Here is a 21,279-nt window from a genome sequence, read left to right as displayed (position 1 = left end):
GAGGCGACCCTACCCGTCGCACTACGGCCGTAGTAGCGCTCACTACGGGTGTAGTACAGTCGTGCCCATCGCGCCCACTACAGATGTAGTGCGGCATGGGGTGCGGGGACCGAGGACACAGGAGGAGCCATGGCGCGGTCGGCACGTGCGGTCGTCATCGGCGGCGGGATCGGAGGGCTCGCGGCGGGGGCGGCCCTGCACCGGCGCGGCTGGGAGGTGACCGTGCTGGAGCGGGCCCGCTCGCTGGAACCCGCCGGCGCGGCCATCTCCCTCGCCCCGAACGCCCTGCGCGCGCTGGACGTGCTGGGCATCGGCGACGAGATCCGGGAGCTGGCCGCCTGGCAGGGCGACGGAGGGCTGCGTGCCCCCGGCGGGCGCTGGCTGTCCCGCTCCAGCGCCGAGGCCACCGCCGCCCGCTTCGGCGGCCCCCTGGTCCTGCTGCCCCGCGCCACCCTGGTCGCGCGCCTCGCCGCCCTGCTTCCGCCGGACGCCGTACGCACCGGGACCGCCGCCACCCTCACCGAGCCCGGCGACAGCCGACGGCCGGCCCGGGTGCGCGCCGGGACGCAGGAGCTTCAGGCCGACCTCGTGGTCGGCGCGGACGGCATCAACTCCCGCGTGCGCACCGCCCTGTTCCCGCGCCACCCCGGCCCGGTGTACTCCGGGTTCACCACCTGGCGGGTGATGATCCCGGTCCCGGGAGCGCGGTTCGCCTCCCACGAGACCTGGGGCCGGGGCCGGATCTGGGGCACGCACCCGCTCAAGGACGGCCGGGTCTACGCCTACGCGGCGGCCGTCGCACCGGCCGGCGAACGGGCGCCGGACGACGAGAAGGCGGAACTCACGCGCCGGTTCGGCGACTGGCACTACCCCGTACCCGCCGTTCTCGCCGCCGCCCGCCCCGAGGACGTCCTCCGGCACGACGTGCACCACATCGCCACGCCCCTGCCGGCCTACCACTCCGGCCGGGTCGCCCTCCTCGGCGACGCCGCACACGCCATGCCGCCGACCCTCGGCCAGGGCGGCAACCAGGCCGTCGAGGACGCGGTCGTGCTTGCCCACCACTGCCGCGACGTGCCCGCCTACACCGCCGCCCGGCTCCCGCGCACCACCGCGATCGCCCGTCAGGCCGTCCGGGTCGCCCGCGTGAACATGGCCGAGAACCGCGCCGCCGTCGCCGTGCGGGACACCGTGGTCGCCGCACTGTCCAAGGCCGGGCCCGCGCTCTTCCTGCGCGGCTTCGACGGCATCGCCGACTGGCGGCCCCCGTATGCTGCCGGGGAGACACGCGCGGACAAGCGGCAAGGGGAGTGGACGTGAAGGTCGGCTGCATCGGACTCGGCGACATCGCGCAGAAGGCGTACCTGCCGGTGCTGGGCACGCAGCCGGGGATCGACCTCCACCTGCAGACCCGGACGCCCGCCACCCTCGACCGGGTCGCGGACAGCCTGCACCTGCCGGCCGAGCGGCGGCACACCGCCCTCGACTCCCTGCTCGCCGCGGGCCTCGACGCGGCCTTCGTGCACGCGCCGACCGCCGTCCACCCCGAGATCGTCACCCGGCTGCTGGAAGCGGGCGTACCGACGTACGTGGACAAGCCGCTCGCCTACGAACTCGCCCAGTCCGAACGGCTGGTGCGGCTCGCCGAGGAGCGCGGGGTGTCCCTCTTCGTCGGCTTCAACCGCCGGTACGCGCCCGGCTACGCGCAGTGCCTGGAGCACCCCCGCGAGCTGATCCTCCTGCAGAAGAACCGCATCGGGCTGCCCGAGGAACCGCGCTCGATGATCCTCGACGACTTCATCCACGTCGTCGACACCCTGCGCTTCCTGGTGCCCGGCACGGTCGACGACGTGACGGTGCGCGCCCGGGGCGAGGACGGGCTGCTGCACCACGTGGTGCTCCAGCTCGCCGGCGACGGCTTCACCGCGCTCGGCGTGATGAACCGGCTCAGCGGCTCCACCGAGGAGATCCTGGAGGTCTCGGGGCAGGACACCAAGCGGCAGGTGCTCAACCTCGCCGAGGTCGTCGACCACAAGGGCCAGCCGACCGTGCGGCGGCGCGGCGACTGGGTGCCGGTGGCCCGGCAGCGCGGCATCGAGCAGGCGGTCCTCGCCTTCCTCGACGCCGTGCGGGCCGGAAAGGTGCTCAGCGCCCGGGACGCGCTGGCGACTCATGAACTGTGCGAGCGGGTGGTACGAGCGGTTCGGGACCGCTGCGGCGCAGCCTGAACGCCCTCGCCCCCTCCGCCGCGCACAGCCCGGCCAGCACCAGCAGCGCACCGTGCACCGGCCAGTCGCCGTAGCGGACGTACGGCGTGATGCCGTGCGCGAGCGGTACGTCGTACACGCGCGCCGCGCTCGCGCCGGTGCCGAGCCAGGGGCGGAGGCGTTGCCCGTCCGGCCCGTAGACCGCCGAGTCCCCGGTAAGGGTGGCGTGCACCATCGGGCGGCCGGTCTCGGCGGCCCGCAGCGCGCCGAGCGAAGCGTGCTGGCCCGGTGCCCAGCCGTCCTGGAAGGAGGACGTGGAGGACTGGCCGAGCAGCACATCGGCGCCGTCGTCCGCCAGGTGCCGGCTCATGTCGGGAAACGCGGTCTCGAAGCAGATCAGCGGGCCGATCCGCAGCCCGTGCCCGACGTTCATCACGACCTGCTCGGTGCCGCGCCTGCGGTCCTCGCCGGCCGCCTTGCCGACCGAGGTGGCCCAGCCGAGCAGGGAGCGGGCCGGTATGTACTCCCCGAAGGGCACGAGCCGCATCTTGTCGTAGCGGTCGCCCGTCGGGCCGTTCGGGCCGACCAGTACCGAACTCTTGTAGATGCCGGGCCGGTCGGAGCCGCGGGCGTCCACGTTGACGAGCACGTCGGCGCCGACCGCACGGGCCAGTGCGGCGATCCGCCGGGCCAGGTCGGGCCGGTCGCCGAGGTCGAAGCCGACGCTGGACTCGCCCCACACCACCAGGTCGACGTCCTGCCCGGCGAGGCGCCGGGTCAGCTGCTCCTCGCGTGCGAAGCGCCTTTCGGCGCTGTCGCTTCCGTCCACGACGCCCGGCTGCACGACGGCGATCCGGACCTGTCCCTCCATCTGCGGGCGCGGCGCCCAGGCCCACGCGGCCGAGGTGGCGGCGGCCGTGGCGACCAGCGAGGCCACGGCCGGTACGCGCGAGTCGCGCACCGACAGCAGCACGGCCGCCGCCACGTTCACGGCCACGATCAGGAAGCTGAGCAGCCACACCCCGCCCACCGAGGCCAGCCGCAGCGCGGGGGAGACCTGCCACTGGCTGGCGCCCAGCATGCCCCAGGGCCCGCCGAGCCCCTGCCAGGAACGCACCGACTCCACCGTCAGCCAGGCCGACGGCAGTACCAGCAGCGCGGCGGCGCTCCGGCCCGGGGTGGCCCGCCCGCCCAGGAAGCGGCGCACCAGCCAGCCCCAGGGTGCCCAGAGCGCACCCAGCAGGAGGGCGATAAGGAAGAGGAACACGTGCAGGCTCGGCAGCAGCCAGTGGTGCACCGCGAGCAGCAGCCCGACGCCGCCGCACCAGCCGTCGTACGCCGCGCGGCGCCCGTCCGGGGCCGAGCGGGCCAGCAGGATCCAGGGGACCAGGGCGATGTAGGCGAACCACCACAGGGCCGGTGCGGGGAAGGCCAGTACGGGCAGCGCGCCGGCGAGGGCGGCGACGGTGGAGCGCCGCCAGGGGGAGGTGAGCCAGTGGTCGATCGTCCTCATGTGGACCCTCCCTACCCAGCGTGCGTCTCCAGTGTGCGGCGGGGGAGCGATCCAGGACAGGGCCGGCCGGCGTTACGGGCCGTGCGGTGCCGGCGTCACCGTGGCCTGACGGCTGCGCCACTTCTCCTCGACCGCCACCTCGCGCAGGCGCCAGCCCTCCCGCGTCCTCAGCAGCGCGAAGTCGTAGCGGCCGCCGCAGACCAGGTCCGGTGACGTGGGGGTGCCGACGGTCGAGAGGCGCATGGGGTTGAGGTAGTCGGCCCGGACCCGGGCCGTGTCGCCCGTGTCGTGGTCCAGGACGCCGAAGTGGACACGGCGGTTGACGATGAGGTGCTGGCGCATGGGGAACACGGCCAGGTTCCGGGCGAGCCAGTCGGCGATCTCCGGCGCGGGCCCCTCTATGCCGCCGGAGGAACGGTAGTCGGCGCGGCCGTCCTGCGTGAACAGCCGCCGGTACGCCGTCCAGTCACCGTCGTCCACCGCCACGGCGTACGCGGTGATCACCTCGTCCACGGCCAGTCGGTCGATCACGGTCGCAAGCTCCGCGCGCTGCGTCATCGGCACAGTGTTGGCCATCGGAGGTCCCCTGCCAAGAGGGCGGGCCGGGTCATTCGGGTTGTCCCGCTTATTCGCTGGTGCGGACGCGCCGCATGGCTGAGTCTGTGCCCATGAACGATCAACCCGACGACGCGACCGCGGCGGCGGAGCCCGTGTTCCGTGTCCGCGCCCGCCACACGGATTCGACCGTTACCGTCTACCAGGCCTACCGCCCGGAGATCGGCGGACCGGCGGCCCGGACCGGGCGCTTTCCGGCGGCCTGGAAGCGGGACCGCATGACCTGGGTCATCAAGCCGCGCTCATAACCTCTTTCCGGGGCTGATGAACGACACGGACCATCAGCCCGATGCCCAGTTGCGGCGAGCAGGTTCAGTGCGGTAGGCCAGACCTCGGCGGGGCTCACGTGCAGGACGACGTGCGGGGTGGCCATGTGGGGCGGTGTGCACGTCGACCACTGTCACACGCTCGCTCACATCCTGGCTGTCGATCGTGAAGGTGTACGAACGTCCGTCGAAGGCGAAGGGGAATCAGTTAGGCGTTGTCACCGGCGGAGCTGCCACACCAGGGTCACGCCCATGGGTGGTGAGAGAGCTCACGGCAGCTGGGCGGGGCCTTTGCTTCCCCTTTGCGATCAGGCGGCCGCGTAGAAGTGATCGGCAGCTAGGGTCGAATGTCCGTGCAGTTAGCGGAGGGGGAGGACGTCAAGTCATGGGTGATAGCGGCAAGATACTCGACATCAAGATCGCCGACCTCAAAGCGACAGCACCTCACTTCGAACATGAAAGCGTTGCTCTTGCACACGCTCTGACCAAGCTGAAGCACGGCCTGGAGGCGGCCGGGTCGCCGTGGGGGGACGACGAGCAGGGGCAGAAGTTCCACAAGGTGTACGGCCCGCACGTGACGCAGATCGAGCGCGCTACCAAGATTCTTGTCGACGGTCTGGCCAGCATCCGTGAGGCCATGGTCGACATGGCGGACGGTCACATCGACAACGAACAGCTGATCCGCAGCATGTTCAGCCGGATCCACGTCGACCACAGCGCCAAGGGCGACGGCCGGTGAGCACTGCGGACAAGGCCCGCAAGATCGTCCAGGACATGACCGGCATGTGGTGGCCGGCCGCCGACGAGAGCGGGCTGCGGCATGCGGCGAAGGTGTGGCGGGACTTCGCCGACGACGTCGACGGCGTCACCTCCGGTGCCAACAGAGCGGCTCGCACCATCATCGAGCACAACAAGGGCGAGGCCATCTCCGCCTTCGAGGACCCATTCTGGCGCCGTTACTACTACGACAAACGCGGTTGGTTGAAGGACCTCGCCGACGCGGCGCGCGACATGGCCAAAGCGCTGGACGCGTACGCGGACTTCATCCACGGTGTGAAGAAGAAGCTGGAGCACGAGCTGGAGATCGCCGGTGCCACGCTCGTGGTCGGCGGGGTCCTCTCCGTTGTCACCTTCAGCCTCTCCGAGGACGCTGCCGTGGCAGTGGCGGCCGGGATCGCGGACGCCGCCGCCAGCCTCGGCGTGGCGGTGTCGGAGGAGATCGCGGCCATCGCCAGCACGACCCTGGCGACCGCGGCGTTCGCAGGCGTTGAGTCCGTCGCCGTGAACCTCGCCGTGACCCAGCCCATGTCCATCGCACTCGGGGAGCAGAAGGGCGGCCTCAACATCGACGAAGCCCGCAGCGCGGGCGTGGACGGCGCCATCGCCGGCGGCCTCCTGGGAGGCGCGGGTTCAGCGATACGCGCAGCTGGCAATGCGGGCGGCTGGACAGAGCTGCTGGGCGGCGTACGGATACCGGGTTTGGCGCCGCAAGTGGCGCTACCTGGTGGACTGGCCGCCAGTACGGATGATCTGGGCGTGGCCCTCAGGTCGGGGCAGGGCGGCTACGGCGCGGTACGCCAGCCACCGCCGTACTGTGAGCCGCTCGACGATCTGGGACGGGCTCAGGGGGTCAGGACCACGATCACCAAGTCGATGCTCAACACCGGGACCAAAGCCAGTAGGCGAGTCAAACCGCCGGGTTGGCTCGGGGATGCCGCCGACCATACTCGGGGCCACCTGCTCGCAAAGTCCCTGGGTGGTGATGGGGCCGCCCCGGAAAACATCGTGATCATGTACGACAAGGCAAACAACGTGGAGATGAAGGACCTGGAGCAGGAGATCTATAAAGTGGTCGAAGCAGGTCACGACGTGCAGTACTCGGCGATGCCCGTCTACAGGAACCCCACGGACCTGATCCCCTCTGGTGTTCACGTGACCGCCAGGGGCGGTGGCCTCGACATCAACCAAACCATCGTCAACAAGTAGGCAGCTCATGACGGATCTGGAACTGCTGGCCGCATTCCCGGCGACCGGCGAGGCGGGCATGGTCGTCAACGACTGGGAACGGACCGAGGCTGCCCTGGGAGTCACGTTCCCCTCCGCCTTCCTCCGGTTTCTGGATGTTTTCGGCGGCGCGAAGTTCGACGACTTCCTGCGCGTGTACCGGGCGGGCGCCGACAACAAGAACGTCGACCTCGTATCCCGAACGAAGGAAGCCGGAGAGAAGTTCTTCGAGACCCGTCCGCACATTCTCGAACTTCTCCGCCAACGTGGCGTTCATCCAAGCCAGTTGGTTCGCTGGGGTGGAACGGACAATGCGGACGCATGCTTCCTGATCCCCCACCCCGACCCCACGAAGTGGGCTGTCCTCGTCGTGGAGGGCCGTGGCGACGACTACGACCTCTTCGAGGGTCCGGTCGAGTCCTACCTCCTACAGGTCCTTCGCGGCGACCTGGTCAGCGATGTCTTCCCGGACGACTTCCCCGACGAGTCACCCTCCTACGAGCGCAACCCGCACATCTGATCCGTCCGGCGGCCAACTCTTTCCATGCGGTCCCCCAGGCGATGCTCGGCACCGCCCATCTACACAACGTTGCGCGCAGAACACAGGGTGCCCCAGGTGCCCCGCCCGCTGGAAAGGTCTGTGAGCACGGCTTGACCTGGATCAAGCCGTCCTTCCTGTGGATGATGTACCGCTGCGGCTGGGGCACCAAGGAGGGGCAGGAGACCGTACTCGCCGTCGAGATCGACCGCGCCGGTTTCGAATGGGCGCTCCGCAACGCCTGTCTGTCGCATTACGTGCCCCGGCTGCACGCGGATCGGGCGTCCTGGAAGCGGACGTTGAGGCAGGCGCCGGCGCGGGTCCAGTGGGATCCCGAGCGCGATCTGCACCACAATCCGCTGCCCTACCGGTCGTTGCAGCTCGGGCTCGCCGGACAGGCGGCGGCGGGGTACGCCGACGAGTGGATCAGGGGGATCGAGGACGTGACCCCGCTCGCCGCTCGGGTGCACGCTCTGGTGCGGGCCGGTGAACTGGAGCGGGCCACCGGGCTGTTGCCGCCGGAGCGGCCGTACCCCGTGGCCGGGGAGGCGCTGGCGCATCTGCTCGCCTGATCCGCCGGGGCGCGCTGCGGGGCCTGCCGCCTCAGGCGGCCTCGATGACCTCCTCGCGGATGGCCTCGGCCCACTCGACCACCAACAGCTCGTATTCCACGCGCTCTTGGGGGGACAGGGTGCCGCCCGCGCGCAGCCAGAGCGCCCGGATCTGCTCGTTCACCTCGGCGGCGGACCGCACGGAAGCAGAGGTCGGGAATTCGGGGGACATGCGGACAGCCTAGGGGCAAGCACTGACACTGCGCTACCGCCCGGCTACGCAGAACGTATGGGGTTGGTCACCGTCTCGCAGGCCCTGCGGGCCCCGGCTCAGCTCGCCGACTCCGCCGCGTGCGGGCTCAGTACGTCCGCCGAGACCAGGGCGATGATCACGGCGCCGAGAGCCACGCGGTACCAGACGAACGGCATGAAGCTTCGGCTGGAGATCCATTTCATGAACCATCCGATCACCGCGTATCCCGACGCGAACGCGATGGCCGTCGCGAGCAGGGTCGGGCCCCAGTCCACCTGGCCCTGGCCTACCGAGTCCTTCACCTCGAACGCGCCCGAGGCCAGCACCGCGGGGACGGCGAGGAGGAACGAGTAGCGGGCGGCGGCTTCGCGCCTGTAGCCCATGAAGAGGCCGCCGTCCCTGACGCCCAGGTCGGCCAGGGACTTGCGCTGCTTGGGTGCCCGGTGGCGGCCGCCGGTCTCGTCGCGGGCCGCCAGCCGGTCGGCGATGCCGATGACCAGGCCGACCACGATCAGCATCGTCGCGGTGACCCGCAGATCCCGGAAGGGGCCCTCGATCTGGTCCTTGAGCGTCAGACCCAGCACCCCGATGGGTATCGAGCCGACGATCACGAGCCAGCCCGTCCGCGCGTCGTGGTCCCGGCGCGTGCCCTTGCCGAACAGCGACCGGAACCAGGCGGAGACGATGCGGCCGATGTCCTCGCGGAAGTAGATCAGGATGGCGGTCTCCGTGCCGATCTGGGTGATCGCCGTGAAGGCCGCGCCCGGGTCGTCCCAGCCGGAGAACGCCGCGGTCAGCCGCAGGTGCGCGCTGGAGGAGACGGGCAGGAACTCGGTGAGCCCCTGGACGAGTCCGAGGACGAGGGATTCGAACCAAGACATGGAGAGGGGACGCCCCAGCGCTGTCGGGTAAAGAACTGACCAAATGACGGGGGCGGCGTAGTGGGGTGGACCGGCAGCGCGGAAACCGGGGTCACGCGGCCGGTCCCGTGATCGTCCAGCCCGGGGCCTGCGGATGGGCGGTGAGGTCTTCGTGGCGTACCTCGTCGCCGCAGGCCCGGCAGGTGACGACCGGGACCAGTTCGTGGCCGCAGGTGTGCTCGACGACCATCGGCAGGTCGGTGCCCTGGCGCAGGTGGCGGTCGCCCCACTCCTTGAGGGTCATCAGGACCGGCTCCAGCTCCAGCCCGGCCGGCGTTGCCCGGTACTCGAAGCGCTGCGGGCGCTCGCTGTAGACGCGCTTGGTGAGGATCCCGGCGTCCACCAGCCGGCGCAGCCGGGTGGCCAGGATGTCGCGCGGGGCGCCGGTGTTGCGCACGAGCTGGTCGAAGCGGCCGTTGCCCAGGCAGACCTCGCGCAGGACGAGCAGGGAGTACTTCTCGCCGACCAGCGCGAGGGCGTCGGCGATGGAGCAGGGGCGCGGGTCTTTCGTGGCGGCCATGGCAGCCAGTCTAGAGGAGGGTTTGATTTTCCAACTCGTCGAGCTATGGTGAGTTCGGATTTCCTACTCACTGGTATTACTCACTGGTAGCCGCCGTGCCGCGTGGACGCGGTCCACGGCGGCCAGGCGGCCAAGGAGGCCCGCGCCATGCGCGACGCAGTGATCGTCGAAGCCGTACGCACCCCCATCGGCAAGGGCAAGCCCAACGGCGCCCTCGCCCACGTCCACCCGGTGCAGCTCCTCGCCCACACCCTGCGCACCCTGGTCGAGCGCTCCGGCGTCGACCCCGCCTTGATCGACGACGTCATCGGCGGCACCGTCGACCAGGTCGGCGAACAGGCCATGAACACCACCCGGTACGCCGTCCTCGCGGCCGGGTTCCCCGAGTCGGTCCCGGCCGCCACCGTGGACCGCCAGTGCGGCTCCTCCCAGCAGGCCGTGCACTTCGCCGCGCAGGGCGTCCTCTCCGGCGCCTACGACCTCGTGGTCGCCTGCGGTGTGGAGTCGATGAGCCGGGTGCCCATGTGGTCCAACGTGCCCGCGGGGAAGGATCCGTTCGGGCCCGGCGTCGCCGAGCGCTACCCCGAGGGCCTGGTCCCGCAGGGCATCAGCGCAGAACTGATCGCCGCCAAGTGGTCGCTCACCCGCGCCCGGATGGACGAGTTCGCCGTCTCCTCGCACCACAAGGCGGCACGCGCGTGGGCGGACGGCCTCTTCGACACCGAGGTCGCGCCGCTCGACGGCGTCACCCGCGACGAGTGCGTACGGCCGGGCAGCACCCCCGAGATCCTCGCCGGGCTCAAGCCCGCCTACCACGACCCCGGCTTCGCCGAGCGCTTCCCCCAGATCGAGTGGAACGTCACCGCCGGAAACGCGAGCCCCGTGAACGACGGCGCCTCGGCCGTCCTGATCACCTCCGGCGAGACCGCTGCCCGGCTGGGCCTGCGCCCACTGGCCCGTCTGCACAGCTTCGCCGTCACCGGCTCCGATCCGCTGCTGATGCTCACCGGGGTCGTCCCGGCCACCGAGAAGGTGCTGCGCCGGGCGGGGCTGGGCATCGACGACATCGACCTCTTCGAGGTCAACGAGGCTTTCGCGAGCGTGGTGCTGGCCTGGCAGCAGGAGACGGGCGCCGACCTCGCCCGCGTCAACGTGCACGGCGGCGCCATCGCCCTCGGCCACCCCCTCGGCGCCAGCGGCACCCGGCTGACCACCACCCTGGTCCATGCCATGCTCCAGCGCGGCGCCCGCTACGCCCTGCAGACCATGTGCGAGGCGGGCGGACTGGCCAACGCCATGATCCTCGAAGGAGTCTGAACCGCCGCCGGCGTGATCAGTGCCCGCGCAGGTGATGGCGCTTGCGCCAGGCCACCACCGTGCCCAGCAGCGCCGGTGCGGCGATGCAGGCCATCGCGATCAGGAACGCGGGCGAGGTCGGTGCCGAGGCGCGGGCGCCGGCGACCGCGTAGGCGGCGGTGTTCGGGATCGACCCGAGGGCCGTGGCCAGCAGGAACGGCCACCAGCCCATACGGGAGACGGCCGCGCAGTAGTTCGCCGCCCAGAACGGCACCCCGGGGAAGAGCCGGGCCACCAGCATCGACCGGAACCCGTGCCGGCTCAGCTGCCCGTCGGCCGCCTTCAGCCAGCGGCCCCGCAGCAGCGGACGCAGCGCCTCCTGCCCGAGGAGCCGGCCGAGGCCGAAGGCCACGCCCGCCCCGAGCACCGTCCCCGCCAGCGCCACCGTCAGCCCCAGCTGGGAGCCGAACAACGCCCCGGCCGCGAGATTCAGCAACGGCCGCGGCACGAACGCCACCGTGCACAGCCCGTACGCCGCTCCGAACACCACGGCCGCCGCGGCCCCGCCGAGCTGCGGCGGCCACCCGTGCGCCAGCAGCCGCTGCGGTTCGAACACCAGCACCCCGGCACCGGCCGCCGCGAGCAGGGCGAGCAGCAGCGACAGCCGGGCGTACGGCGACAGCAGCGCGCGCGTGCAGCGGGCGGTGAGCCCGGCGCGCGGCAGCGGCGGCACGGGGACGACGAACTCCGTGGCGGCGGCCCGGGGAGAGGCCGTGGCGGTGCCCCCAGAGCGGGTGGTGGCATCGGGCATTCGGTGACAGTAACCGAAGCACGTGTGTGATCGCCGTCAGGAGGCAAGGGAGGGGTCCGGGCACCGACCGGCGCCCGGACCCGTCCGCGCACGGGCGGCGCGCTCACGCGGCGAGCGCGTGACCCGGGTGCAGCACCACCTTGGTGTAGCCCTCGATCCGCTTGTCGAACTTCTCGTACGCCTGCGGCGCCTGGTCCAGTGGCAGCTCGTGGGAGACCACGAAGCTGGGCTTGGCCCGCCCGGCGATGATCATGTCGCGCAACTGGCGGTTGTACCGCTTGACGTTGCACTGACCGGTGCCCATCTGCTGGCCCTTCTCGAACATCCTGCCGATGGAGACCAGCAGTTGACCGTGCTTGGCGTGCTCGTCCGGCCCGCCCGGGTCCGAGGGCACGTACAGCCCCGGTACGCCGAGCATGCCGGTGGGCCGTACCGTCTCGACCAGTTCGTTGAGGACGATGGCCGGTTCCTCGTGGCTGGCGTCGTGCGCCTGAGCCTGGTAGCCGACGGCGTCCACGCCCTTGTCGGTCCCCTCTCCGTTCGTCTGTTCCTTGATCTGCTGCGCGGGGTCGCCCTTGGTGAAGTCGATGGGGATGGCCCCGATCTCCTCCGCCTTGGCGAGCCGCTCGGGCACCCGGTCGACCGAGAAGACCTTCGCCGCGCCGCGCAGCAGCGCCGAGTAGGCGGCCATCAGGCCCACCGGGCCGGCGCCGTAGACGGCCACGCTCTCGCCGGGGGACACCTGGGCGAGTTCGCAGCCGTGGTAGCCGGTCGGGAAGATGTCGGCGAGCAGCACGAAATCGGTCTCGAACTCCTCGCCCGGTGGCAGCTTCAGACAGTTGAAGTCGGCGAACGGCACGCGCAGCAGCTCGGCCTGGCCTCCCTTGTACGGGCCCATCGCCACATAGCCGTAGGCCCCGCCCGCGAACCCGGGGTTGACCGTCAGGCAGAAGCCGGTCTTCCCGGCGAGGCAGTTCTTGCAGAATCCGCAGGCCACGTTGAAGGGCATCACGACACGGTCACCCACGGACAGGGAGGTCACACCGCTGCCGACCTCCTCGATGATGCCGAGGTTCTCGTGGCCGAAGACGATGCCCGACTCGGCGGCCGTACGGCCCTCGTACATGTGCAGGTCCGAGCCGCATATGGCGGTCGACGTGACCCGTACGAGGACATCGTTGGGATGCTGGATCGACGGATCCTGTACGTCCTTCACCTGCACGCTGAAGGGTTCTTCGTAGACGACGGCTTTCATCTCTCTGTGTCACCTCCGCGTCGAGCACCGGACGGCGGCGGCGAGGAGCGCACGAGGGGAACCGCTGCCGGGGACGCACGCGAAGGCGGGGGCCCGGACCACCGTGGCCCCGTGCGCCCGCTTCGCCGCCGGTACTTCCAGGGAACGCCCGTACGAAACGGGGCGCAACCCCCGTACCGTCCGTCCCGCTGACAGCACCGGCCGGGGAAAACCGTTCGACGCCGGACCGGTCCTCGGCGATGATCGACGCCATGTTCCGGTACGCCTTCCACCTCGCCGCATCCGCCGTCGCGGACGCGCCGAAGGCTGCCGTCCCGCACCTCGTGGCCGCCGTCGACGGCGCCCGAAGCTGACCCTCCCCGGAACGTCCGGCGGACCCCGCAGGGGGAGGGTCGGCCAGTCCCCCGGGGTCCCGCTCGTCCATCCCACGGCTGAGAGGCTTCGAGGTACAGCCATGTCCAAAACGGCCTACGTGCGCACCAAGCCGCACCTGAACATCGGCACCATGGGTCACGTCGACCACGGCAAGACGACCCTGACCGCCGCGATCACCAAGGTGCTCGCCGCGCGCGGCACCGGCACGTTCGTGCCCTACGACCGCATCGACCGGGCCCCCGAGGAGGCGGCCCGCGGCATCACCATCAACATCGCGCACGTCGAGTACGAGACCGACACCCGGCACTACGCCCACGTGGACATGCCGGGCCACGCCGACTACATCAAGAACATGGTCACCGGCGCCGCGCAGCTCGACGGCGCGATCCTGGTCGTCTCCGCGCTCGACGGGATCATGCCGCAGACCGCCGAGCACGTGCTGCTCGCCCGGCAGGTGGGCGTCGACCACATCGTCGTCGCGCTGAACAAGGCGGACGGCGCGGCGGACGAGGAGCTGACCGACCTGGTCGAGCTGGAGGTGCGCGACCTGCTGACGGCGCAGGGCTACCCGGGCGACGCGGTACCGGTCGTACGGGTCTCCGGGCTCCGGGCGCTGGAGGGCGACCCGCGCTGGACGGCCTCCGTCCAGGCGCTGCTCGACGCGGTGGACACGTACGTGCCCATGCCCGAGCGGTACCTGGACGCGCCGTTCCTGCTGCCGGTGGAGAACGTGCTCACGATCACCGGGCGCGGCACGGTCGTCACCGGCGCGGTGGAGCGGGGAACACTGCGCGTGGGGGACCGGGTGTCCGTGCTCGGCGCCGGCGTCGAGACCGTCGTCACCGGTCTGGAGACCTTCGGCAAGCCGATGGAGCAGGCCCAGGCCGGGGACAACGTGGCGGTGCTGCTGCGGGGCGTCCCGCGCGACGCCGTCCGGCGGGGGCACGTGGTCGCCGCGCCGGGAAGCGTGGTGCCTGCCCGGCGGTTCTCCGCGCGCGTGTACCTGCTGCCGGCGCGCGAGGGCGGCCGTGCGACCCCGGTCGCGAGCGGGTACCGGCCGCAGTTCTACATCCGCACGGCGGACGTGGTCGGGGACGTCGACCTCGGCCCGGCGGGCGCGGCCCGGCCCGGCGAGACGGTGGAGATGACCGTCGAGCTGGGGCGCGGGGTCCCGCTGGAGCCCGGACTCGGATTCGCCGTCCGCGAGGGCGGCCGGACCGTGGGCGCGGGGACCGTGACGGCTGTCCACAATGGATGAGTGAACGAATCGATACCCGTCCTGCGCACCACCGAGCACGGCACGGCCAAGCTCATGCCCGACGTCGACCGGGCGCGGGCCTGGCTGCTCACGGTCGACGGGGCGCCGCAGTCGTACGTCGACCTCGATGATCCGGCGCATCTGGAGTTCGAGTACGCGCGGCGCCTCGGCTACGTGCTGGACGTCGTGGCCGAGGCCGGGCGGCCGCTGGACGTGGTGCACCTCGGCGGCGGGGCGCTGACCCTGCCCCGGTACCTGGCGGCCACCCGGCCCGGCTCGCGGCAGGACGTGGTGGAGGCGGACGCCGGGCTGCTGGACCTGGTCGTCGAGCATCTGCCGCTGCCGGCGGGCTCGGGTGTCGTGCTGCACGCCGCCGACGCCCGGGCCTGGCTGGAGGAGGCGCCGGACGACCACGCCGACGTGCTGATCGCCGACGTGTTCGGCGGCTCCCGGGTGCCGGCGCACCTGACCACGCTGGCCTACGCCCGCGAGGCCGAGCGGGTCCTGCGACCGCACGGCGTGTATCTCGCCAACCTCGCCGACCAGGCCCCGTTCGCCTTCCTCCGCTCCCAACTGGCCACCTTCGCCGAGCTGTTCACGGAGCTGGCGCTGATCGCCGAGCCGGGGGTGCTGCGCGGGCGGCGGTTCGGCAACGCGGTCCTCGTCGCCTCGCACCGGCCCGTCGACATCCCCGCCCTGGCCCGTCGCACCGCCGCCGACGTGTTCCCGGCGCGGGTCGAACACGGGGCGGCCGTGCGGGAGTTCACCGGCGGCGCGCGGCCGGTCGAGGACGCGGACGCCGTACCGTCACCCGAGCCCCCCGACGGCGCGTTCGGCGTCGGCTGACGCCGGCCGGGAGTCGGCGACCGGCTGGGTGCGCGGGGCCGGCGTGCGCACGTCCCGGACCGGCAGCACCAGCGCCGTGACCAGCACGACCAGCACGGCACAGCCCCACAGGGCGGCCGTGCGGCCGAAGGCCGCCTCGGCGGGCCCGCCAGCGCCGTGGCGAGGGGCAGCAGGGACACCGAGCCGAACCAGTCGTACGCCGAGAGCCGGGAGAGCTTGTCCTCGGGGATCTCCTGGTGCAGCGCGGTCATCCAGGGAGACGCCGAACACCTCCACCGTCGTACCGGCGGCGAACATCACCGCGTACAGCACGCCCACCGGCACCGGTACGGCCAGCGCGGCCGAGGGCAGCGCCAGCGGGAAGACGCAGAGCGTGCCCGCGAGCAGCAGGCGCCGGGGCTTCCAGCGGGTCATCAGCAGCGCGCCGGTCACCGTGCCCGCGCCGAACGAGGCGAGCGCGAGGCCCCAGGGCGCGGCGCAGCCCAGGCGGTCGCGGGCGACCAGCGGACCGTAGACGGAATCGGCCGCGCCGACCACCGCGTTGGCGAGGGAGAACTGCACGACGATGCCCCACAGCCAGGGCCGGCCGACGAACTCGCGCCAGCCCTCGCGGAGATCGGCCAGCATGCCGGCGCCCGGTGCGCGCGGCGGGATGTGGCTGACGTCGAGGAAGGAGCGCAGGGCGCCGGCGACGGCGAGGCCCGCCGCGTCGACCGCGAGCACCCAGCCCGGACCGACGGCCGCGACGAGCGCACCGCCGAGCGCGGCTCCGCCGAGGGCCGCCCCCTGGGTGGCCATGCGGAAGGCGGCGAACGCCCGGCCCGCTGGCCGCCGAGGTCAGCAGCGTGTAGTTGCGCCCCGCCCAGGCGGGCCTGCGGGGGCGGTCGGGCAGGATGGTCGGCTTCACCGGGCGACAATGGCGCGCCCGGCGCGGGGTTGCAAAGGAGTTCCGCGGCCAACCCCCCCTATGGCGCGGGGAATTCCGGCCCGCCGCGCCGCCGCGGGCCGGAACGTCCGGGCTCACTGCCCGTTCGTCGGGTCCCCGTGCAGCCGGACCGTGCTGAGGACCTTCATGACGGTCGCGTCGGGGACCTCGTCCTTGACGCCCTTGGCGCCGTAGAAGTCGAACGACACGTAGTCGTGCACCGAGTTCTGGAAGCCGAAGGTGAGCGCCTTGCCGTCGGTGACGCACTTGCCCTTCTTCGGCGTGTGGGCCGAGCGGGCCCACGCGTAGCTGCCCTGGATGCCCGAGGCGGTCTTGAAGGGCGTGCCCTTCTTGTCGAAGGTGATGCTCTTCTTGTCGGGCTGGGTGTAACCGCCGTAGACGAACCAGGCCGGTGTGTTGACCGCGATCTGGTTCGCGTCCTTCGCGCCGCTGGCGCCCTTGGAGCCCACCACCGCGAGCGGTGTGTCCTCGGTGCGGCCGTCCTTGTCGTCGTCCGACGTGCACCACTTGGGCTGGTTCTCGGCGGTGCCCGACATCGCGATGAGGGGCTTGGTGCCGTCGCCCTTGTCGTCCGTGAACCCGATCTCCAGGCCGGGGGCGTTCACGGTCCAGTCCGCGGGCACGTCGTAGGCCACGCCCCACTTGGCGTTCACGACGACCTTCCAGCCGGGGACGGTCGGCTTCTCGGTGTTGGTGCCGCGCGGGTCGTCGGTCACGGACGGGGAGGGCGACGCCGGCGCCGACGGCGACTGGCTCTGCCCGCCGCCCTTGCCGGCCGTGTCGTCCTTCTTGCCGTCCTTGCCGAGGACCAGGTATCCGGTCACGCCGGCGGCGACCACGACCGCCGCCGCCGCGACGATCGCGATCAGTTTCGTACGGCCGCCACCGCCCTGCGGAGGCGTCGGAACGGGCACGGTGGGCGGCTGCTGCTGCCCCCACTGCGGCTGCTGGCCGTACGGCCCGGCCTGCTGCTGCCCGGCCTGCGGCTGCTGACCGTACTGGCCGGCCTGCGGGTACTGCTGGTACCCGGGCTGCTGGTACGGGTTCGGCTGCTGGTAACCCGGCTGCTGGTACGGGTTCTGCTGCGGGTTCGGCGCGCCCCCTGGCGGCTGCTGATCTGGCCACATGGCCCGTAACCCTAGCCGGGGCAGGGAAACGATTCGGTCACCGGCCCTCGTCAGGGTCGTAGCGAAGCGCGCCCCGCTGTCCCGCCCGGCCGCCCCGGCGGGGATCCGTGCTGGTCAGTTTCTCCTACCCGTGAGTAACATGACGGCCATGAGCGCAGACCAGATGTCGATCGGCGAGATGCTCGCCGCCACCGTGCCCATGGCCCGGACGCTGAACCTGGAGTTCCTGGAGACGAACCGGGACCGGGCCGTGGTGTCCCTGCCGGACCAGGGCGCCTACCACAACCACGTGGGCGGGCCGCACGCCGGCGCGATGTTCACGCTCGGCGAGTCGGCCAGCGGCGCCATCGTGCTGGCCGCCTTCGGGGACCAGCTCTCGCGCGCGGTGCCGCTCGCCGTCCGCGCCGAGATCGCCTACAAGAAGCTCGCGATGGGCGCCGTCACCGCCACCGCGACCCTGGGCCGCCCGGCCGCCGAGGTCGTCGCGGAGCTGGACGCGGGGCAGCGCCCCGAGTTCCCCGTGACGATCGAGATCCGCCGCGCGGACGGCGCCGTGACCGGTGAGATGACGGTCGTCTGGACCCTGCGCCCCAACAGCCAGGACTGAGCGGCCCATTGGCCGGCAGGGTCCCCGTCCCGGGGCCCTGCCGGGGTCGCGGGGTGGCTCTCAGGCGACCCGGCGCTCCTCGCCGCCACCGGCCGCGCCGGCCGCCGGCCCGGCCACGAACTCCTTGAGCCACCGGCGGAATTCGGGCCCCAGGTCCGCACGGTCACAGGCCAGCCGGACCACCGTGCGCAGATAGTCGGCCTTGTCGCCGGTGTCGTAGCGCAGCCCGCCGAAGACGACCCCGCGCACGGTGCCGCCCGCCGCCAGCTCGTGCAGGGCGTCGGTCAGCTGGATCTCGCCGCCCCGGCCCGGCGGGGTGCGCTCCAGGACGTCGAAGACCGCCGGGTCCAGGACGTAGCGGCCGATGACCGCGTACCGGCTCGGCGCGGTCCCCGGCGCCGGCTTCTCCACCAGCCCGGTGACCCGGACGACGCCCTCCTCGCCGGTCGGCTCGACCGCCGCGCAGCCGTAGAGGTGGATCTGCTCCGGATCGACCTCCATCAGCGCGACCACGCTGCCCTCGTGGCGCTCGCGTACGTCCAGCATGCGGCTCAGCAGGGTCTCGCGCGGGTCTATCAGGTCGTCACCGAGCAGCACCGCGAACGGCTGGTCCCCGACGTGGTGGCGGGCGCACAGCACGGCGTGGCCGAGGCCGAGCGGATCGCCCTGGCGGATGTGGTGGATGTCGGCGAGCCGGGCGGGGTCGCGTACGGCGTCCAGGCGCACGGTGTCACCCTTGGCGGCCAACGCCTGCTCCAGCTCGAAGGCGTTGTCGAAGTGGTCCTCGATGGCCCGCTTGTGCCGGCCGGTGACCATCAGGACGTCCTCGAGGCCGGCCGCGGCGGCCTCCTCGACCACGTACTGGATGGCCGGCTTGTCGACGACCGGCAGCATCTCCTTCGGCGTGGCCTTCGTCGCGGGCAGGAACCGGGTGCCGAGTCCGGCCGCCGGCACGACGGCCTTGCGCACGGCACGGGGGGTCCCGGAGGCCGCTGTGGAGTGGGGAGCGATCATGCGGCCCATGCTGGAGCACGCGGATGAGAGTGCGCCCGGAGAAACATGGGAACCGGCTGTGGACGGTGCGACAGAACCGGCGACAGGGCTGTACCGACGGTAACCCCCGGTTAATTTCCTGACTTTGAAGTCACGTCAATCCATCTTCTTGTTTCCTGTGAGGTGCGTGTGCGAAGGTGAGCCTCCCCGCGGGAACTATCACTGCTTTCCACAGAACGGCATTACGTGTGCGGTTCTGCGGCTGGAAAGGAAATGGTTCCGTGCAGTCCCCCTACCCCCCACCCCCGCCGTACCCGCCCCTGCCCGGTCCGGGCGGGGAGTCCGACCGTGACCTGCTCGCCCGGCTGAGCGGCCCGCACGCCGCCCGCCACCGTGCCGTCGCCCTGCTCCTCGCCCGACACTGGCGGGCCGCGCGCGACTACGCCGTCGTCTGCCTGGCCTCCTACGGGTCCGCCGCCCCGCTCGTGGCCACCGCTGCCTTCCACGAGGTGCTCGACCGTACGGCGGGCGGCGCAGTCGGCGGCGCCCTGCGCCCGCACCTGCTGGTCGCCGTGCGCGACACCGTCCGTGCCTGGGCCGCGGACGAGGAGACCTGCACGGCTCTGCCGGAATTGCGTCGCCCCACCGGGGGCCGCGGACTACGCGCCACAAAGCCCGGAACGCCGGAAAGGCGACGGCTTGCAGAACGCGCTTTCCGCGCCCTTCCGGCCGCCTCGCAATGCCTTCTGTGGCACACCGAGGTGGAAGCGGAGCCGATAAACATACCCGCTGGTCTGTTGGGCATCGCACCGGCGACCGCGAGGGCCGCCCTGGAACGGGCTCGCGAGCAATTCCGTGCGAGCTGCGTGCGTGCCCACCGGGAACTCGCGCCGACGAATGAATGCCGTTTCTACAACCGCCTCCTCGACGTCCCCCTGCGCCGTGGCGGCGCCCTGTTGCCCGATGTCCGGCAGCATCTGACGGTGTGCCCGTACTGCCGGCACGCCGCCGACACCATCAGCCAGTTCGAGGGCGGCCTGGGCCTCCTGCTCGCCGAGGCCGTGCTCGGCTGGGGCGCCCGCCGCTATCTCGACTCGCGCCCCGGCCGCGGTGCCGGCGAGGAACGGTCGTCCGGGGCGGAGGGTCGGGTGGGAACTCCGGCGGGCGCCGGCGGCCGGCACCGCACCGGGTCCGTGGGCCGTCGGCGTACGGTGCTGCTCGTGGGCGCCGGACTGGCCTCGCTCGCGCTCCTCGCCACCGTCCTCGTGGCGAGGAGCTGGTCCGATGACAACGGTGTCCCGACGCCCGGCGCCACATGGGGTGCCCCGGTCGGCGCCACGGGTCACCGCGGCGGCGGTGGCGCGGGTGGTCGCAGGGGCAGGGGCCGGCCGGGGGACGCGGGCGGTGGTGGTGCCGGCGGCCCGAGCGATTCCGGAGACGGCGGTCGCCCGGGCGGTCCGGGAGGCGCGGGTGACCCGAGCGGCACGGGCCTTCGCCGCCTCGGCAACGCGCCGTCCGTCGCGTCCGCCGGGAGGGCCGACGCATCGGGTGATCCGGTCGAAGTCGGCCATGGCGGGCTGCGGGTGGTCGCCTCCGCGCGCTGCCCGGATGTGCGTGCGGGAGGGCACGAGGCGGGTGTCGGGGTCCGCCTCGCGCCGTGCCCGTCCGCCGCATCCCGGCAGCCGGCGCACCGGGACGGCGGACTGCTGCGCGCCGCCGCCGGCCCGTCCCGGTGCCTGGCCGCCGGTACCGGGACGCAGGGCGCCGCGCCGGCCGACTGCGTCGTGCGCGTCGGAGAGGTGGCGTACGGCGTCACCGTGCGCGGCGAGACGGTGCTCCGCGGGCGCCAGGGGCCTGCGCTGCCCCCGGTGGCCGGCGAACCGGTCGGACGGGGTGGAAGTGGCGCGGCGGGCCGGATCGCGGGGGCCGCGGTGGGCGTCTGGGTCGAGTGAGGAGGAGAGCGCGGGGAGGAGGGCGGGGGTGGGGTCCGGTGGTGGTGGGGGGTGGGGGGGGGCGAGGTGCCCGGGCCGAGGGGTGAGGGTCTGGTGGTGGGCCCACGGGTGCCGGTGAGGGGCTGGTGGCGGGCCCACGGGTGCCGGGTGGGCCGGGCGGGGCGGTGTGGGGGTGACCCGCGGGGGCCGGTCCGCGGGGGCGGCTGCGGCGGGGGAGGGGGCCGGGGCGCCGGGACCCGCGCCGGTCACGGCCGCCGGGGTCGTCCCGGCTCGGCTTCCGCCTGCGGTGCGCCACACGCCGTGGACGCTGTCCCTGGACAGGTCGGCGGCCCGGACGCGGACCCCTACGGCCGTGGGTGCGCTGCTCGGCCGCCGAAGCGGGATCGAGCCACCGGCGGACGTCACCCGGAATTTACAGACGTCCCG

Annotated in this window: 20 protein-coding genes and 2 pseudogenes; 12 read left to right on the top strand and 10 right to left on the bottom strand. The window is 72.4% G+C overall.

What is annotated here, in order from left to right; translation table 11 throughout:
• Nucleotides 1-129: 129 nt before the first annotated feature.
• The gene (locus ACZ60X_RS30725; protein WP_469605312.1) at nucleotides 130-1,320 is read left to right on the top strand and encodes an FAD-dependent monooxygenase; all 1,191 of its coding nucleotides are present in this window, start codon (nucleotides 130-132) and stop codon (nucleotides 1,318-1,320) included.
• The gene (locus ACZ60X_RS30720; protein WP_469605310.1) at nucleotides 1,317-2,228 is read left to right on the top strand and encodes a Gfo/Idh/MocA family protein; all 912 of its coding nucleotides are present in this window, start codon (nucleotides 1,317-1,319) and stop codon (nucleotides 2,226-2,228) included. The genes ACZ60X_RS30725 and ACZ60X_RS30720 overlap by 4 nt, the downstream gene beginning before the upstream one ends.
• Here the strand turns inward: ACZ60X_RS30720 and lnt are convergent.
• Together lnt and ACZ60X_RS30710 are read right to left on the bottom strand one after the other, a co-directional pair.
• Nucleotides 2,146-3,720: an apolipoprotein N-acyltransferase gene (lnt, locus tag ACZ60X_RS30715; protein WP_469605308.1), complete on the bottom strand. Its 1,575-nt coding sequence runs from the start codon at nucleotides 3,718-3,720 to the stop codon at nucleotides 2,146-2,148. The genes ACZ60X_RS30720 and lnt overlap by 83 nt on opposite strands.
• A gap of 72 nt (nucleotides 3,721-3,792) precedes the next feature.
• Nucleotides 3,793-4,278, bottom strand: coding sequence for a nuclear transport factor 2 family protein (locus ACZ60X_RS30710; RefSeq protein ID WP_469605305.1), 486 nt, complete (start codon nucleotides 4,276-4,278; stop codon nucleotides 3,793-3,795).
• A gap of 92 nt (nucleotides 4,279-4,370) precedes the next feature.
• Between ACZ60X_RS30710 and ACZ60X_RS30705 the strand changes: the two are divergent.
• The 5 genes and pseudogenes from ACZ60X_RS30705 to ACZ60X_RS30685 all read left to right on the top strand — a co-directional run.
• Nucleotides 4,371-4,574, top strand: a pseudogene (locus ACZ60X_RS30705) (DUF4291 family protein); the annotation flags it as partial.
• A 412-nt stretch (nucleotides 4,575-4,986) separates the two neighbouring features.
• Complete coding sequence (locus ACZ60X_RS30700) at nucleotides 4,987-5,340, top strand: hypothetical protein (protein WP_469605303.1); 354 nt, start codon at nucleotides 4,987-4,989, stop codon at nucleotides 5,338-5,340.
• Nucleotides 5,337-6,587 carry a DNA/RNA non-specific endonuclease gene (locus ACZ60X_RS30695; RefSeq protein ID WP_469605302.1) on the top strand — a complete coding sequence of 417 codons (1,251 nt, stop codon included), beginning with the start codon at nucleotides 5,337-5,339 and terminating at the stop codon, nucleotides 6,585-6,587. Before ACZ60X_RS30700 ends, ACZ60X_RS30695 begins: the two co-directional genes overlap by 4 nt.
• 7 nt (nucleotides 6,588-6,594) lie before the next feature.
• On the top strand, nucleotides 6,595-7,125 hold the full coding sequence (locus ACZ60X_RS30690; RefSeq protein ID WP_469605299.1) for a hypothetical protein: 531 nt from the start codon (nucleotides 6,595-6,597) through the stop codon (nucleotides 7,123-7,125).
• 41 nt (nucleotides 7,126-7,166) lie between these two features.
• Nucleotides 7,167-7,715 carry a DUF4291 domain-containing protein gene (locus ACZ60X_RS30685; RefSeq protein WP_469605296.1) on the top strand — a complete coding sequence of 183 codons (549 nt, stop codon included), beginning with the start codon at nucleotides 7,167-7,169 and terminating at the stop codon, nucleotides 7,713-7,715.
• Nucleotides 7,716-7,746: 31 nt separating this feature from the next.
• Here the strand turns inward: ACZ60X_RS30685 and ACZ60X_RS30680 are convergent, their stop codons facing one another.
• The 3 genes from ACZ60X_RS30680 to ACZ60X_RS30670 all read right to left on the bottom strand — a co-directional run bounded on the left by ACZ60X_RS30680 (nucleotide 7,747) and on the right by ACZ60X_RS30670 (nucleotide 9,387).
• The gene (locus ACZ60X_RS30680) at nucleotides 7,747-7,926 is read right to left on the bottom strand and encodes a hypothetical protein (protein WP_469605294.1); all 180 of its coding nucleotides are present in this window, start codon (nucleotides 7,924-7,926) and stop codon (nucleotides 7,747-7,749) included.
• Nucleotides 7,927-8,024: 98 nt separating this feature from the next.
• Complete coding sequence (locus ACZ60X_RS30675) at nucleotides 8,025-8,828, bottom strand: undecaprenyl-diphosphate phosphatase (RefSeq protein WP_469605291.1); 804 nt, start codon at nucleotides 8,826-8,828, stop codon at nucleotides 8,025-8,027.
• Nucleotides 8,829-8,919: 91 nt separating this feature from the next.
• A complete protein-coding gene (locus ACZ60X_RS30670; RefSeq protein ID WP_469605288.1) occupies nucleotides 8,920-9,387 on the bottom strand; it encodes a winged helix-turn-helix transcriptional regulator in 468 nt (155 codons plus the stop codon).
• 147 nt (nucleotides 9,388-9,534) lie between these two features.
• Between ACZ60X_RS30670 and ACZ60X_RS30665 the strand changes: the two genes are divergently transcribed.
• Nucleotides 9,535-10,704, top strand: a complete 1,170-nt coding sequence (locus ACZ60X_RS30665) for a thiolase family protein (protein ID WP_469605285.1) — start codon at nucleotides 9,535-9,537, stop codon at nucleotides 10,702-10,704.
• 16 nt (nucleotides 10,705-10,720) lie between these two features.
• Here ACZ60X_RS30665 and ACZ60X_RS30660 read toward each other — a convergent pair whose 3' ends face one another.
• Both ACZ60X_RS30660 and ACZ60X_RS30655 read right to left on the bottom strand, forming a co-directional pair.
• Nucleotides 10,721-11,494, bottom strand: coding sequence for a TVP38/TMEM64 family protein (locus ACZ60X_RS30660; protein ID WP_469605282.1), 774 nt, complete (start codon nucleotides 11,492-11,494; stop codon nucleotides 10,721-10,723).
• A 103-nt stretch (nucleotides 11,495-11,597) separates the two neighbouring features.
• Nucleotides 11,598-12,749, bottom strand: coding sequence for a glutathione-independent formaldehyde dehydrogenase (locus tag ACZ60X_RS30655; RefSeq protein WP_469605280.1), 1,152 nt, complete (start codon nucleotides 12,747-12,749; stop codon nucleotides 11,598-11,600).
• 454 nt (nucleotides 12,750-13,203) lie between these two features.
• Here ACZ60X_RS30655 and tuf point away from each other — a divergent pair, with 454 nt between their 5' ends.
• Both tuf and ACZ60X_RS30645 read left to right on the top strand, forming a co-directional pair.
• A complete protein-coding gene (tuf, locus tag ACZ60X_RS30650) occupies nucleotides 13,204-14,382 on the top strand; it encodes an elongation factor Tu (RefSeq protein ID WP_469605278.1) in 1,179 nt (392 codons plus the stop codon).
• Complete coding sequence (locus tag ACZ60X_RS30645) at nucleotides 14,383-15,228, top strand: spermidine synthase (protein WP_469605275.1); 846 nt, start codon at nucleotides 14,383-14,385, stop codon at nucleotides 15,226-15,228.
• Here ACZ60X_RS30645 and ACZ60X_RS30640 read toward each other — a convergent pair.
• Nucleotides 15,190-16,053, bottom strand: a pseudogene (locus ACZ60X_RS30640) (MFS transporter); the annotation flags it as partial. The gene ACZ60X_RS30645 and the pseudogene ACZ60X_RS30640 sit on opposite strands and share 39 nt — an antisense overlap.
• Before the next feature lie 195 nt (nucleotides 16,054-16,248).
• Complete coding sequence (locus ACZ60X_RS30635) at nucleotides 16,249-17,301, bottom strand: DUF8017 domain-containing protein (protein ID WP_469605273.1); 1,053 nt, start codon at nucleotides 17,299-17,301, stop codon at nucleotides 16,249-16,251.
• Between the two features lie 148 nt (nucleotides 17,302-17,449).
• Here ACZ60X_RS30635 and ACZ60X_RS30630 point away from each other — a divergent pair, with 148 nt between their 5' ends.
• Nucleotides 17,450-17,908, top strand: coding sequence for a DUF4442 domain-containing protein (locus ACZ60X_RS30630; protein WP_469605270.1), 459 nt, complete (start codon nucleotides 17,450-17,452; stop codon nucleotides 17,906-17,908).
• A gap of 60 nt (nucleotides 17,909-17,968) precedes the next feature.
• On the opposite strand, the gene galU is transcribed toward ACZ60X_RS30630, so the two are convergent.
• Nucleotides 17,969-18,922 carry a UTP--glucose-1-phosphate uridylyltransferase GalU gene (gene galU, locus ACZ60X_RS30625; protein WP_469605267.1) on the bottom strand — a complete coding sequence of 318 codons (954 nt, stop codon included), beginning with the start codon at nucleotides 18,920-18,922 and terminating at the stop codon, nucleotides 17,969-17,971.
• A 260-nt stretch (nucleotides 18,923-19,182) separates the two neighbouring features.
• Between galU and ACZ60X_RS30620 the strand changes: the two genes are divergently transcribed.
• A complete protein-coding gene (locus ACZ60X_RS30620; RefSeq protein ID WP_469605265.1) occupies nucleotides 19,183-20,853 on the top strand; it encodes an RICIN domain-containing protein in 1,671 nt (556 codons plus the stop codon).
• The last annotated feature ends 426 nt before the right edge of the window (nucleotides 20,854-21,279 follow it).

Source organism: Streptomyces sp. NPDC104106 (assembly GCF_055584345.1).
This window is presented reverse-complemented; position numbering and strand designations above follow the sequence as displayed.

Coding starts and splice junctions, on each gene's coding strand:
- ACZ60X_RS30725 (WP_469605312.1), top strand. CDS start 130: ATGGCGCGGTCGGCACGTGCGGTCGTCATCGGCGGCGGGATCGGAGGG.
- lnt (WP_469605308.1), bottom strand. CDS start 3,720: ATGAGGACGATCGACCACTGGCTCACCTCCCCCTGGCGGCGCTCCACC.
- ACZ60X_RS30710 (WP_469605305.1), bottom strand. CDS start 4,278: ATGACGCAGCGCGCGGAGCTTGCGACCGTGATCGACCGACTGGCCGTG.
- ACZ60X_RS30700 (WP_469605303.1), top strand. CDS start 4,987: ATGGGTGATAGCGGCAAGATACTCGACATCAAGATCGCCGACCTCAAA.
- ACZ60X_RS30690 (WP_469605299.1), top strand. CDS start 6,595: ATGACGGATCTGGAACTGCTGGCCGCATTCCCGGCGACCGGCGAGGCG.
- ACZ60X_RS30685 (WP_469605296.1), top strand. CDS start 7,167: ATGCTCGGCACCGCCCATCTACACAACGTTGCGCGCAGAACACAGGGT.
- ACZ60X_RS30680 (WP_469605294.1), bottom strand. CDS start 7,926: ATGTCCCCCGAATTCCCGACCTCTGCTTCCGTGCGGTCCGCCGCCGAG.
- ACZ60X_RS30675 (WP_469605291.1), bottom strand. CDS start 8,828: ATGTCTTGGTTCGAATCCCTCGTCCTCGGACTCGTCCAGGGGCTCACC.
- ACZ60X_RS30670 (WP_469605288.1), bottom strand. CDS start 9,387: ATGGCCGCCACGAAAGACCCGCGCCCCTGCTCCATCGCCGACGCCCTC.
- ACZ60X_RS30665 (WP_469605285.1), top strand. CDS start 9,535: ATGCGCGACGCAGTGATCGTCGAAGCCGTACGCACCCCCATCGGCAAG.
- ACZ60X_RS30660 (WP_469605282.1), bottom strand. CDS start 11,494: ATGCCCGATGCCACCACCCGCTCTGGGGGCACCGCCACGGCCTCTCCC.
- ACZ60X_RS30655 (WP_469605280.1), bottom strand. CDS start 12,749: ATGAAAGCCGTCGTCTACGAAGAACCCTTCAGCGTGCAGGTGAAGGAC.
- tuf (WP_469605278.1), top strand. CDS start 13,204: ATGTCCAAAACGGCCTACGTGCGCACCAAGCCGCACCTGAACATCGGC.
- ACZ60X_RS30635 (WP_469605273.1), bottom strand. CDS start 17,301: ATGTGGCCAGATCAGCAGCCGCCAGGGGGCGCGCCGAACCCGCAGCAG.
- ACZ60X_RS30630 (WP_469605270.1), top strand. CDS start 17,450: ATGAGCGCAGACCAGATGTCGATCGGCGAGATGCTCGCCGCCACCGTG.
- galU (WP_469605267.1), bottom strand. CDS start 18,922: ATGATCGCTCCCCACTCCACAGCGGCCTCCGGGACCCCCCGTGCCGTG.